This window comes from Gordonia zhenghanii (genome assembly GCF_021738965.1).
Taxonomy (GTDB): Bacteria; Actinomycetota; Actinomycetes; order Mycobacteriales; family Mycobacteriaceae; genus Gordonia; species Gordonia zhenghanii.
In genome coordinates, this window is sequence record NZ_JAKKOQ010000005.1 from 304,138 (window position 1) to 317,855 (window position 13,718).

The following is a 13,718-nucleotide window of genomic DNA, read 5'->3' on the forward strand; positions in this document are numbered from 1 at the left end:
CCTACAGTTCGTCGTTGCGCTTGCGCAGGTAACGCTCGAATTCGGCGGCGAGCGTGTCACCGTCCACCTCGGTGAGCGCGTCGTCTGCCGCGTCCTCGTCCTCGTTCTCCTCGAGCTCACGGACGTAGGCCGACATGTCGTCGTCATCGGACATCATCTCGTCGACGGCGTCCTGCCACTGCTGCGCCTGCTCGGCGAGCGGTCCCGTGTCGATGGCGACCTCGAGGATCGGCTCCAACCGGTTCAACAGTGCGAGAACGGCTTTGGGGTTCGGCGGATGCGCGATGTAGTGGGGGACCGCGGCCCACAGCGACACCGACGGGACGCCGGCCTGCACGAACGCGTCCTGCAGGACGCCCGTGATGCCGGTCGGCCCCTCGTACTTGTTGGGCGACAGTCCGTATCGTTGAGCGGCCTCGGTGGTCTCCGCCGAACCGGACACCGGAACCGGACGGGTGTGCGGAGTGTCGGCCAGCAAGGCCCCCAACATGACGACGAGCTCCACACCGAGTGCGTCGGCGAGTTCGACGACGCGCCCGGCGAATGTGCGCCACCGCAAGTTCGGCTCCGGTCCGAGCACGAACACGATGTCGCGGTCGGAGTCGGGGAGTCGGGCGTACGAGACGGAGGTGGTCGGCCACTCTATGCGTCTGGTCACACCGTCGACCTGTGCGATCGTCGGTCGCGTCGACTGGAAGTCGTAGAACTCCTCGCCGTCGATCTCGCGGAGATCAGAGGCGTCCCAGGTCAGAGCGAGATGTTCCACGGCGGCGGTCGCGGAGTCGCCTGCGTCGTTCCACCCGCCGAAGGCAGCGATCATGACCGGCCTGCGCAGGTCGGGGAGTCCAGAGGGTCGCGGAGAGTTCACTGGGCAGAGCCTACGGGCAACGGCGATCGGCGGCGAACTACCCTGGGGGCATGCCTTTCTCCTCAACTCGACCGAATGACTACGACTCGACATTCCTGCAGGCGATGTCGCGTCGAGTATTGATCGGCGACGGAGCCATGGGCACGATGCTGCAGAACGCCGATCTCGATGTGGATGCCGACTTCCTCGGTCTCGAGGGGTGCAACGAGATTCTCAACGAGTCCCGCCCCGATGTGCTCGCCGACATTCACCGCCGCTACTTCGAAGCAGGTGCGGACGCGGTCGAGACGAACACGTTCGGCTGCAACCTGTCGAACCTCGGCGACTACGACATCGCCGACCGGATCCGCGAACTCGCCTACAAGGGCACGTCCATCGCGCGCGGCGTGGCCGACGAGATGGGTCCGTCCGCCGACGGAACCGACCGGTTCGTGCTGGGCTCGATGGGACCGGGCACCAAGCTCCCCAGCCTCGGTCACACGACGTTCGCCGCGATCCGCGACGCCTACCAGGAGTGCGTGCTCGGCATGCTCGAAGGCGGAGCCGACGCCATCCTGATCGAGACCTGCCAGGACCTCCTGCAGCTCAAAGCCGCAGTGGTCGCAGCTCGGCGGGCCATGGACGAACTCGGCCGTCACCTGCCTATCATCGCCCACATCACCGTGGAGACGACCGGCACGATGCTCATCGGCTCGGAGATCGGTGCGGCCCTCGCCGCCATCGAACCCCTCGGCGTCGACGTCATCGGGCTCAACTGCGCCACCGGCCCCGCCGAGATGAGCGAGCACCTGCGGTACCTCTCGAAGCATTCGCGGGTGCCCGTGTCGGTGATGCCGAACGCCGGCCTTCCCGTCCTCGGCAAGAACGGCGCCGAATACCCGCTGACGGCTGCCGAACTCGCCGACGCACTGTCGGGATTCGTGACCGATTACGGTCTGCAGTTCGTCGGCGGCTGCTGTGGTACCACTCCCGCGCACGTACGCCAGGTCGCCGAGGCGGTCGGTCGCCTCGAGGCCCGCGAGCGCACGCCCGATCACGTCTCGGAGACGTCGTCGCTGTACACGGCGGTCCCGTTCGACCAGGACGCCAGCTTCCTGGTGGTCGCCGAACGCACCAACTCCAACGGATCCAAGGCGTTCCGCGAGGCGATGATCGCCGGCGATTACCAGAAGTGCATCGAGATCGCGAAGGAGCAGACGCGCGACGGTGCGCACATGCTCGACCTCAACGTCGACTACGTCGGTCGCGACGGAGCGCTCGACATGGCCGAGCTGGCGAGCCGGTTCGCGACCGCGTCAACGCTCCCGATCATGATCGACTCCACCGAGCCCGACGTGATCCGCGTAGGCCTCGAGCACCTCGGCGGGCGGTGCGCGGTCAACTCGGTGAACTACGAGGACGGCGACGGCCCCGACTCCCGGTTCACCCAGATCATGTCGCATGTCGTCGAACACGGAGCCGCCGTCGTCGCGCTGACGATCGACGAGCAGGGACAGGCACGCACCGCCGATCACAAGGTGGCCATCGCCGAGCGGCTGATCACCGACCTCACCGAGAACTGGGGGATGGGCGAAGAGGACATCATCATCGACGCCCTCACCTTCCCGATCTCGACCGGGCAGGAAGAAGTCCGCCGCGACGGCATCGAGACCATCGAAGCGATCCGCCGTCTCAAGGAGTCGCACCCCGACATCCACTTCACGCTCGGCGTCTCGAACATCTCGTTCGGTCTCAATCCGGCCGCTCGCCAGGTACTGAACTCGGTGTTCCTGCACGAGTGTGTGGCGGCCGGTCTGGACACCGCGATCGTCCACGCCTCGAAGATCGTGCCGATGGCGCGTATCGCCGACGAGCAGCGGGAGACCGCCCTCGACTTGGTGTACAACCGTCGTCGCGAGCCGGGAACCGACGGTCCCGACGATCGCGGCTACGATCCGCTGCAGACGCTCATGGAACTCTTCGAGGGTGTCTCCGCGGCGTCTGCCCGCGAGTCCCGCGCAGCGGAGCTGGCCCGGATGCCGTTGTTCGAACGCCTCGCGCAGCGCATCGTCGACGGCGAGCGCAACGGCCTCGTCGAGGATCTCGATGAGGCGCGGGAGACGGTGCCGCCGTTGGCGATCATCAACGACCACCTCCTCGCCGGTATGAAGACCGTCGGCGAGTTGTTCGGCTCCGGTCAGATGCAGTTGCCGTTCGTTCTGCAGTCAGCCGAAGTCATGAAGGCCGCCGTCGCGCACCTCGAGCAGTTCATGGAGGCCTCCGACGACGACGGCAAGGGCCGCATCGTGCTGGCGACCGTCAAGGGCGACGTCCACGACATCGGTAAGAACCTCGTCGACATCATCCTGAGCAACAACGGCTACGACGTGGTCAACATCGGCATCAAACAGCCGATCGCCACGATCCTGTCGGCGGCCGAGGACAACCGCGCCGACGTCATCGGCATGTCCGGTCTGCTCGTGAAGTCGACGGTCGTCATGAAGGAGAATCTCGAGGAGATGAACTCGCGCGGCAAGAGCGAGATCCCCGTGCTCCTCGGCGGAGCCGCCCTGACGCGCACCTATGTCGAAGGCGACCTGGCCGACGTCTACGACGGCGATGTCCGCTACGCCCGCGACGCGTTCGAGGGGCTCACCCTCATGGACGAGATCATGGCGATCAAACGTGGTGACGGGCCCGATCCGGACAGCCCCGAAGCCAAGGCGGCTGCAGCGAAGGTCGCCGAGCGCCGGGAGCGGCGCGAGCGGTCCAAGCGGATCGCGGAGAAGCGCAAGGCCGCCGAGGTGCCCGTCGAGGTGCCCGCACGGTCGGACATCGCCGCCGACAACGAGATCCCGACGCCGCCGTTCTGGGGGACGCGGATCGTCAAGGGCATCCCGGTCGCCGACTACCTGGCGATGGTCGACGAGCGAGCCCTGTTCCTCGGACAGTGGGGTCTGCGCGGCACCCGCGGCGACGATGGACCCGGTTACGAGGAACTCGTCGAGACCGAAGGGCGGCCCCGACTCCGCGAATGGATCGACCGGCTGTCCACGAGCGGCATCCTGCAACACGCGGCAGTGGTGTACGGGTACTTCCCGGCAGTCAGCGAGGGGGACGTCGTGCACGTCCTCGAGTCGCAGGACCCGACCTCGCCGATCCGTCACAGCTTCGACTTCCCGCGCCAGCAGCGGTCGAAGTTCCTGTGCATCGCCGACTTCATCCGCTCGCGCGAGCAGGCGATCGCCGACGGCCGCGTCGACGTGCTGCCCTTCCAGCTGGTGACGATGGGCACCCCGATCGCCGACTTCGCGAACGAGCTGTTCGCGGCCGACTCGTACCGCGACTACCTGGAGGTGCACGGCATCGGCGTCCAGCTGACCGAGGCTCTCGCCGAGTACTGGCATCAGCGGGTGCGCAGCGAACTCGCCTTCACCAAGGGTGTGATGGCCGACGAGGACCCGGACCGTACCCAGGGCTTCTTCGATCTCGAATACCGCGGTGCGCGTTACTCGTTCGGCTACGGAGCGTGCCCGGATCTCGAACACCGAGCGAAGATGATCGACCTGTTGGAGCCGGGCCGAATCGGCGTCGAACTGTCGGAGGAACTGCAGTTGCATCCCGAGCAGTCGACGGACGCGTTCGTCCTGCACCACCCGGAGGCCAAGTACTTCAACACGTAAGGCACAGAAGTCGCCTGCATTGCCTAAGGTGGGGTCGGACCCGCTCGCGCCCGACCCCACAGGAGGACTCCAGTGACCGATGATGTGCGCCTGCCGCAAGCCGTGTTCTGGGACATGGACGGCACCCTCCTCGACACGGAGCCGTTGTGGGAGAAAGTACTCGTCGAGTTCGCCGAACGGCTGGGCATCGAGATGACGGCAGCGTTGCGGGACTCGACGATGGGCAACAGTTCGGTCGACGCGATGACGAAGGTGTACGACGCCGCGCTCGTGCCCGACAGCGGTCGCGACTTCGAGACGGACGAGGCGTGGATGGTGCAGCGCGTGCTCGAACAGTTCGGGGGCGGTCCGCCGTGGCGTCCGGGCGCTGTCGACGCGCTCGACCTCGTCGCCGCCGCGGAGATCCCGATGGTGTTGGTCACGAACACCATGCGTGAAGTGACCGACGTCCTCCTCGAGACGATCGGCCGGGAACGGTTCGTCACGACGGTGTGCGGCGACGAGGTCGAGGCAGGCAAACCCGAGCCGCACATCTACCGGCGGGCGGCCGAACTGGTCGGCGCCCCGATCGGGCGGTGCCTGGCCGTCGAGGACTCGCCTACGGGGGCGGCCGCCACGTTCGCGGCCGGCGTCAAAGCGATCGTCGTCCCGTCGTCGATCGACGTGCCTCCGCGTGCCACGTACACCTTCCGAGAGACGTTGGTCGGTTTGTCTCTCGACGATCTGGTCGCTGCCCTGGCCTGATCAGTCTGGCCGGCCACCGAGGGTTTCGACTCGCTCCGCTCGCTCAACCAACTACAAAAGAGAACCGCTCAACCAGCTACAAATGGACTCGGATTAGCTAATCTCCATTCACGGCGATCGCCGGATATCGCCGATCCGAGAAGGTTGGAGGACGCGTGAACGTACTCGCCGTCGTTCTGGCGCTGGTCGCCGCGTTGTTGTTCGCGGTCGCGGCGGTGCTTCAGGAGAAGGGGACCGATGGGCTGTCCGACGACGACGCGGCAGGCGTCGGTGTCGGGCTGTTCGCCAAACTCGTCCGACGGCGAGTGTGGCTCCTCGGGATCACCGCCGACATCGCCGGATTCGCGGTGCAGGCCGGTGCGCTCGCTGTCGGCAGTCTGCTCCTCGTGCAGCCGCTGCTGGTGAGTACCTTGCTCTTCGCGCTCCCGCTCGCCGCATTCGTCCAGCGCCGACGCCTCACCGGCGCGGAATGGCTGTGGGCGACGGTCCTGATCGTCGCTCTCGTGCTCTTCATGGTGTTCGGCGAGCCGTCCGAGGGCATCACCGCGCCTTCGTTCGCCTCGTGGATCGCGCCGTTGATCTTCCTGGTCGTCGTGGTGTCTGCCTGTGTCCTCGGCGGGAGTCGTCTGCCGCACGGAACCAATCGGTCGCTGATCCTCGCGGTCGCCGCGGGACTCATGCTCGGGTTCTCGGCACCGTTCACGAAGACCGTCGTCGATGCGTTCGGCGAGAGCTTCTTCCACGGTCTGTCGAGTTGGGAGTTCTGGGCGATGGCGGTGACCGCGACCTTGGGCACTCTGTGGCAGCAGTCCAGTTACCAGGCGGGTGACGTGCAGACGTCCCTGCCGACCGTGACCGTTCTCAAACCGATGATCGCAATGGGTCTTGGACTGTCGATCTACCACGAGCATCTGCGCATCTCGACGTTCGGCGACTTCGTCGTCGTCGCCAGCCTCGCGTTCATGTGTGTCGCCACGTTTGCGCTCGGTCGACTCAGTGCCCCTCCGCAGCCTGCGGAAACAGCATCGGCGAGTGGGTCGTCGCCGCGCCCCGGTCAGGAGGGGTCGAAGCAATGAGCGCCCGGTCAGTCGGCGATGCGCCGCTCGTGCGAAAATACGACATGTGAAAACCTTCGACGAACTCTTCGCTGAGCTGGCCGACAAGGCCGAGACCCGACCCGAAGGCAGCGGCACCGTCGCCGCACTGGACTCGGGCGTCCATACGCTCGGCAAGAAGATCATCGAAGAGGCAGGCGAGGTGTGGCTCGCGGCCGAACACGAGTCCGACGAGTCGCTCGCCGAAGAGATCTCGCAACTCGTCTACTGGCTCCAGGTCATGATGATCAAACGCGGCCTCAATCCGGCCGACGTCTACCGCTACCTCTAGGAACTCTTCACTCATGTTGCGTGTCGCCGTCCCCAACAAGGGGGCTCTGTCCGAGGCCGCCTCCGGAATCCTTTCCGAAGCCGGCTACCGCAAGCGCTCTGATCCGAAGGATCTGTCGGTCATCGACGTCGCCAATGACGTCGAGTTCTATTTCCTCCGTCCGAAGGACGTCGCGATCTACGTCGGGGCCGGAACTCTGGATCTGGGCATCACCGGTCGCGACCTCGCCGCCGACTCCGGTGCCGAAGTCATCGAAGAGGTCGCTCTCGGGTTCGGGTCGTCGACGTTCCGGTACGCCGCGCCCGCAGACCAGGACTGGGGGGTCGAAGACCTCGCAGGCAAGCGGATCGCCACCTCGTACCCGAATCTGGTGCGTCGTGACCTCGCCGAGCGGCGCATCGAAGCCGAGATCATTCGGCTCGACGGAGCCGTCGAGATCTCCATCCAGCTCGGGGTCGCCGACGCGATCGCCGACGTCGTCGGTTCCGGTCGTACCCTGCGTCTGCACGACCTGACCGCATTCGGGGACTCGCTGTGCGACTCCGAGGCGGTCCTCATCCGAAACCCGGAGACGGCGGAGGCGTCCAAGGCCGCCAAGCAGTTCATCGCCCGCGTGCAGGGCGTCGTGTTCGGTCAGCAGTACGTGATGATCGACTACGACTGCCCGAAGTCGTTGCTCGACGCCGCCGTCGCACAGACTCCTGGGCTCGAGTCGCCGACGGTGTCGCCGATGCTCGATCCCGACTGGCTCGCCGTGCGCGCCATGGTGCCGCGCAAGACGCACCAGTCAGTGATGGACGAACTCTCCGAACTCGGAGTCCGAGCGATCCTGGCGTCGGACATCCGCAGCTGCCGCTTCTGAGGCGTCGCTGGACACGCCGATCCGTCGATCGAGTCAGTTCGGGGCGATCATGTCGGTCTGCGCGGAACGTCCGAGGTAGCCGGTGACGTCATAGAGGTCGGCGAAGCTCGCGCCGTAACCGGTCGCGCCGATCGCGAGGTCGGCGTCCAGGCCCAGCCACGGGCTCGTCGGTTGGGCGACGAGATGCACGGTGGTGTCCACGTTCATCCACGACCACTTCGTCGGATCGAGTCGCGTTCCGACTCCGTTCGCTACGTCGAGGACGGTGAACACCGATTCGAGCGGTGACATCTCCTCGTCTTCCAGCAGTGGGATCGCCGGTCTGATCCAGACTGCGGGAGTCTCGCCGTTGCGTCCTTCCTGCCGTGCGAGCACCGTTGTGCCGATGAATCCGAACGTGCCCCACGGGACAGCGTCGTCGCCCTCGTCGGGGAACCCGAGGATCTGCGGAAGGTCGTCCGGGCCGGCAGGCAGGGGAGGGTGCGGAAGGTGCTCGACGGGCGACGAGTCGCCGGTGGCGATGCGCCACACCACGGTGCGCGCGACGGGCCGGAACTCACCGGCAGGCGACTGGACCTCCAGGTCGGCCGCGATCTGCGAGATCCTCTTACCCGGCCGTAGAACGGTGGTGCGGACGCGGTTCACACCCAGACCCATACCGCCGAGGATCTCGGTGGTGACTCGGGTGACGGCCTTCGGGTCGTCGCCTGCCGCACGGGTGATCGCACGCATCATCAGGCCTGCGGGCGGACCGCCGTGCTGGATCTCCGACGACCAGACGCTGACGGTCGCCTCGGTGGGGAGGAAGTAGTCGTAGGTCGGATCGGCGGCGTCGGGCGTTGCGATCGGCCGGTAGTAACTGGGTGCTGCCGGTGCGAAGTCGGACATGAACGTCACTCTATGCTTGGGGCAGTTCCACCTTGCTCTCGACCCGAAGGACACTCACTCCGATGCCGACGACCGGCCCATTCGCCGAGGGCGACCGCGTCCAACTCACCGACTCCAAGGGACGGAAGTTCACCGTCGTACTGGATCCGGGGAAACAGTTCCACACCCATAAGGGCGGGATCGAGCACGACGACCTGATCGGAGCCGACGAGGGCTCCATCGTGACGACGGTCAACGGCACCGAGTACCTGGCGTTGCGCCCGCTGCTCACCGACTACATCCTGTCGATGCCGCGGGGCGCGCAAGTGATCTATCCCAAGGACACCGCACAGATCGTCACCGAAGGCGACGTCTTCCCCGGAGCCCGCGTCCTGGAAGCCGGTGCGGGCTCGGGTTCGCTCACTCTCGCGTTGCTCCGCGCCGTCGGATCCGAGGGCTCAGTGCTCTCGTACGAAGTGCGTGAGGACCACGCCGAGCACGCGGTCCGCAACGTCGAGACCTTCCTCGGGCAGGCGCCCGACAACTGGAGACTCGTGGTGGACGATCTCGCCAACCACGATCCCGCCGATCAGTACGACCGCGTCATCCTGGACATGCTCGCACCGTGGGAGCAGCTCGAACTCGTGTCGAAGACGCTCCGACCGGGCGGCGTGCTCATCGTCTACGTCGCGACAGTCACGCAGTTGTCCAAGGTCATGGAAGGTCTGCGCGAACTGCAGTGCTGGACCGAGCCGCGCGCGTGGGAGTCGTTCGTCCGAGACTGGAGCGCCGTCGGCCTCGCCGTGCGTCCCGAGCACCGGATGCAAGGCCACACCGCCTTCCTCATCACGGCGCGACGACTCGCCGACGGGACCGAAACGCTCCGCGTGAAGCGTCGTCCGACACGCGGGTAGCGTAGAACCAGGTACGTCGACGAAGGAGGACCGATGACCCCCACGACGGAGTCCGGTGCGCAAGGAGATACTCCGCAGGAGCGGATCGAGAAGCTGACGACGCGTAACGCGAAGCTGCTCGAGACGCTCAAAGAGGCACGCCAACAGTTGATCGCGCTGCGTGAGGAGGTCGACAACCTCGGCCAGCCGCCGAGCGGATACGGCGTCCTTCTCGGAGTCGCGTCCGACGACAATGTGGACGTGTTCACCTCCGGTCGCAAGATGCGTCTGACGGTGTCGCCGAACATCGAAGTGCAGACTCTGCGCCGCGGACAGTCGGTGCGGTTGAACGAGGCTCTGACGGTCGTCGAAGCCCTCGGGTACGACGAGGTCGGCGAGATCTCGACACTGCGCGAGCTGCTCGCGGGCGGCCACCGCGCGCTGGTCGTCGGGCACACCGACGAAGAGCGGGTGGTGCACCTGGCCGACAATCTCGTGCACGACGCCGAAGGCGGCGAGTCCGAGCGCAAACTTCGTCCGGGCGACTCGCTCCTGGTGGACGGCAAGGCCGGATTCGCGTTGGAACGCATCCCGAAGGCCGAAGTCGAGGATCTCGTCCTCGAAGAGGTCCCGGACGTGGACTACACCGACATCGGCGGTCTCCGCCGACAGATCGAGCAGATCCGCGACGCCGTCGAGCTCCCGTTCCTGCACAGCGATCTGTTCGCCGAGTACTCGCTGCGTCCGCCGAAGGGCGTTCTGCTGTACGGTCCTCCCGGCAACGGCAAGACGCTCATCGCGAAGGCCGTCGCGAACTCGCTGGCACGCCAGATCGCCGAGCACCGGGGCGACAACGCAGCCGAGGCGAAGTCGTATTTCCTCAACATCAAGGGCCCCGAACTCCTCAACAAGTTCGTCGGCGAGACGGAACGACACATTCGGCTGATCTTCCAACGTGCACGCGAGAAGGCGTCCGAGGGGACGCCGGTGATCGTGTTCTTCGATGAGATGGACTCCATCTTCCGCACCCGTGGTTCGGGCGTCTCATCAGACGTCGAGACGACGGTCGTCCCGCAGTTGCTCAGCGAGATCGACGGCGTAGAAGGCCTGGAGAACGTGATCGTCATCGGCGCGTCGAACCGTGAGGACATGATCGACCCGGCCATCCTGCGGCCTGGTCGCCTGGACGTGAAGATCAAGATCGAACGCCCGGACGCGGAGTCGGCGATCGACATCTTCTCCAAGTACTTGACCGTCGACCTGCCGCTGCATCCCGACGACGTCGCCGAGTTCGGCGGTCAGCCGCAGGCCTGCGTGGACGAGATGATCCAGCGTGTCGTCGAGCGGATGTACGCCGAGACCGACGACAACCGGTTCCTCGAAGTCACCTACGCCAACGGCGACAAAGAGATCATGTACTTCAAGGACTTCAACTCCGGCGCGATGATTCAGAACATCGTCGATCGTGCCAAGAAGTACGCGATCAAGGCGCATCTGGAGAGTGGTCAGCGCGGTCTGCGGATCGGTCACCTCATGGATTCGATCCTGGACGAGTTCTCCGAGAACGAGGATCTGCCGAACACCACCAACCCCGATGACTGGGCGCGCATCTCCGGGAAGAAGGGCGAGCGGATCGTCTACATCCGCACGCTCGTCACCGGCAAGGGGAGCGGTGCCAGCCGGGCCATCGACACCGAATCGAACACTGGACAGTATCTGTAGTTCGCGAAGGTCGTTTCGCTGAACGGTGTACGTTCGGGCAGCCGATAGGGTGATCTGCGATGAACACTCACGCAATCGCCCCGCTGCAGGTCCGCGTCGGTCAAGGGACGCCGCAGACCCTCCGGTCGTCGCCTGCCTCGCTCGGGCGCACGCCGGACAACGAGGTCGTGGTCGACCATCCCCTCGTGTCACGGCGGCACCTGTCCATCGAATGGTCTGGCGATACCGGCTGGCACGTCATCGACGCGGGCAGCACCAACGGGATGTACGTCGGCGGAGTCCGTCAGAACGTGGTCGTCGTCGCGGGGAGCACGCGCATCAATCTGGGGGACGGCCAGACCGGTCCGGTCCTCGAGTTGACACTGCTGCGCCCGGCCGCGCCGACGATCGTGCCGCCTGCACCACCGCGATCGGCCTCCGCGCCGCCTCCGCCGTCGCAGCCGGTCCGCGCGCAGACGCCGCGTCCACACGCACCCCCGTCACACCCGCTTCCGTCGCAGCCGCTTCCGCCACGTCCGCTTCCGTCCCGTCCGCTTCCGTCGCAGCCCGATCCGGTCAACCACGGTTCGGTTCCGCCCGACCCGATCCGACCCGGTTCCACCCGGCAGGACATGACGCGCGGGCTGACGTCTGCGTCGGCGCCGCGGTTCGGTGAACTCGCCGATGCTCCGCACCTGGCCGCGCTCCACCAGAACGCATCGGCGATCTTCGAGGTCCCCGACAGTCTCCGTGGACGCGAGGCGATCGCGTTGTCGGGGACACAGTCGATCGGCCGGACCCCGGACAACGACATCATGGTCAGCGACGTGCTCGCGTCCCGCCATCACGCGAAGCTGACGTCGACGCCGCAGGGCCTCCTCCTCGAGGACCTCGGGAGTGTCAACGGCACGTTCGTCAACGGTCAGCGAGTCATGGCGCACCGGCTGAGTGAGAACGACGTGGTCACGATCGGTAACTCCGACTTCGTGATGTCGGGCGGCACGCTGCTCCGCGGCCGTCCGCAGAACGACGTGGCCGGCGGCGTCCAGGTTTCTGGCGTATCCCTGACGATCGACGGCAAGACGCTGCTCAACGACATCTCGTTCACTGCGGCGCCTGGATCGTTGACCGCCGTCATCGGCCCCTCGGGCGCTGGCAAGTCGACGATCTCGAAGATCGTCGCCGGCTTGGGCAACCCGACAGTCGGCCTGGTCTCGTTCGAGGGACGCGGCGTGCACACCGAGTACGAGGCGCTCCGCACTCGTATCGGAATGGTCCCGCAGGACGACGTCTTGCACCGCAAACTGACTCTGCGGCAGGCGCTTCGATATGCCGCCGAGCTCCGCCTGCCTGCCGATCTCTCGACGGCCGACCGCGACCAGGTGATCGACGGCGTGCTCAGCGAATTGCAGCTCACCGAGCACGTAGAGACCCGAATCGACAAGCTCTCCGGCGGCCAGCGCAAACGCGCGTCGGTCGCGATGGAACTGTTGACCGGACCGTCGCTGCTGATCCTCGACGAGCCGACGTCGGGCCTGGATCCGGCGTTGGACCGTCAGGTCATGCAGACGCTGCGCCGCCTCGCCGACGCAGGCCGCGTCGTCCTGGTCGTCACGCACTCCCTGACGTACTTGAACCTATGCGATCAGGTCCTGCTCCTGGCTCCGGGCGGGAAGACCGCGTTCTGCGGTGCGCCGAAGAACGTCGGCTCCGAACTCGGGACCACAGACTGGGCGGAGATCTTCGCGTTCACCGCGGACCAGCCCGACGTGGCGTGGGACAACTATCGCCGCCGACACCCGCATCCGCCCTCGCACGCACCGACCCCGGCGGCAGGGCCTCCGGTGAAGGTGCATCAGGCGAGCGCGGGCAGGCAGACGTCGACGGTGTTCCGCAGGCAACTCCGGTTGATCCTCGCCGACCGCGGATACCTGGTGTTCCTGCTGGTGTTGCCGATCGTGCTCGGGCTGCTCACACTCGTCATTCCCGGGTCGACCGGTTTCGGGATCAGTTCGAGCGAACCCGGACTCGAACCGGGGTCGACCATCTCCAAGGACCCCGTCGAAGCAATCCAACTGCTGGTCGTTCTGGTCATCGGCGCGGCGTTCATGGGCGCGGCGTTGACGGTGCGTGATCTCGTCGGCGAACGTCCGATCTTCGAGCGTGAACGCGCCGTCGGTCTACGTCCCGGGGCGTATCTCGCGGCGAAGGTCGTCGTCTTCTTCCTGCTTACGACGGTGCAGAGTGCGATCATGCTGGGTATCACCTACGGTCTGCGCGACGTCCCCGAGGTCGGTGGTGTCGTGCTGCCGCCCGCTGCCGCGTTGTTGGCGGCGATCGCCGCACTCGCGTGTGTGAGCACGCTGGTCGGTCTCGCTATCTCGTCGTTGGTGCGCTCCAACGAGCAGACGATGCCGCCTCTGGTGATCGTCGTGATGGTTCAGCTCGTGTTCTGCGGCGGCCTGTTCCCGATCTCCGCGGCGGGCGCTGCGCAGCTCAGTTGGATATTCCCGGCCTACTGGGGCTATACGGCGGCCGCTCAAGCCGTCGACATCCCGCAGATCAACCCGGAGGCGAGCCAGGTCAAGGCCCGGCCGGGGGAGAGCATGGAGTACCCATGGTGGGAGCCGACCGTCGCGCACAGCACTCTCGCATATGGCGTCCTGCTACTCATGGCGGTCCTTCTGACCGCGCTGGTCTACTCGCGCCTGCGTCTCCGTCGCCGCTAGCGTCTG

The 13,718-nt window shown here is 66.2% G+C and carries 10 protein-coding genes; 8 read left to right on the plus strand and 2 right to left on the minus strand.

The window, feature by feature from the left end:
• Position 1 precedes the first annotated feature (1 nt).
• The gene (locus L5G32_RS06155) at positions 2–868 is read right to left on the minus strand and encodes a PAC2 family protein (RefSeq protein WP_237010131.1); all 867 of its coding nucleotides are present in this window, start codon (positions 866–868) and stop codon (positions 2–4) included.
• A gap of 50 nt (positions 869–918) precedes the next feature.
• On the opposite strand from L5G32_RS06155, the gene metH reads away from it, so the two are divergent.
• The 5 genes from metH to hisG all read left to right on the plus strand — a co-directional run bounded on the left by metH (position 919) and on the right by hisG (position 7,522).
• Complete coding sequence (gene metH, locus L5G32_RS06160; RefSeq protein WP_237010132.1) at positions 919–4,530, plus strand: methionine synthase; 3,612 nt, start codon at positions 919–921, stop codon at positions 4,528–4,530.
• Positions 4,531–4,602: 72 nt separating this feature from the next.
• Complete coding sequence (locus L5G32_RS06165) at positions 4,603–5,274, plus strand: HAD family hydrolase (RefSeq protein WP_308192017.1); 672 nt, start codon at positions 4,603–4,605, stop codon at positions 5,272–5,274.
• A 155-nt stretch (positions 5,275–5,429) separates the two neighbouring features.
• The gene (locus L5G32_RS06170) at positions 5,430–6,350 is read left to right on the plus strand and encodes a DMT family transporter (RefSeq protein ID WP_237010133.1); all 921 of its coding nucleotides are present in this window, start codon (positions 5,430–5,432) and stop codon (positions 6,348–6,350) included.
• A gap of 46 nt (positions 6,351–6,396) precedes the next feature.
• Positions 6,397–6,660 carry a phosphoribosyl-ATP diphosphatase gene (locus tag L5G32_RS06175; protein WP_237010134.1) on the plus strand — a complete coding sequence of 88 codons (264 nt, stop codon included), beginning with the start codon at positions 6,397–6,399 and terminating at the stop codon, positions 6,658–6,660.
• A gap of 13 nt (positions 6,661–6,673) precedes the next feature.
• Entirely contained in the window at positions 6,674–7,522 is an 849-nt protein-coding gene (gene hisG, locus L5G32_RS06180) for an ATP phosphoribosyltransferase (RefSeq protein WP_237010135.1), read from the plus strand.
• A gap of 33 nt (positions 7,523–7,555) precedes the next feature.
• Here the strand turns inward: hisG and L5G32_RS06185 are convergent, their stop codons facing one another.
• Positions 7,556–8,410 (minus strand): thioesterase family protein, encoded by an 855-nt coding sequence (locus L5G32_RS06185; protein WP_237010136.1) that lies wholly within the window; start codon positions 8,408–8,410, stop codon positions 7,556–7,558.
• 62 nt (positions 8,411–8,472) lie between these two features.
• Here L5G32_RS06185 and L5G32_RS06190 point away from each other — a divergent pair, with 62 nt between their 5' ends.
• The 3 genes from L5G32_RS06190 to L5G32_RS06200 are packed head-to-tail and all read left to right on the plus strand — an operon-like array spanning position 8,473 to position 13,712.
• Positions 8,473–9,303, plus strand: coding sequence for a tRNA (adenine-N1)-methyltransferase (locus L5G32_RS06190; RefSeq protein WP_237010137.1), 831 nt, complete (start codon positions 8,473–8,475; stop codon positions 9,301–9,303).
• Positions 9,304–9,336: 33 nt separating this feature from the next.
• On the plus strand, positions 9,337–11,004 hold the full coding sequence (arc, locus tag L5G32_RS06195) for a proteasome ATPase (protein ID WP_237010138.1): 1,668 nt from the start codon (positions 9,337–9,339) through the stop codon (positions 11,002–11,004).
• 59 nt (positions 11,005–11,063) lie between these two features.
• Complete coding sequence (locus tag L5G32_RS06200; protein WP_237010139.1) at positions 11,064–13,712, plus strand: FHA domain-containing protein; 2,649 nt, start codon at positions 11,064–11,066, stop codon at positions 13,710–13,712.
• The last annotated feature ends 6 nt before the right edge of the window (positions 13,713–13,718 follow it).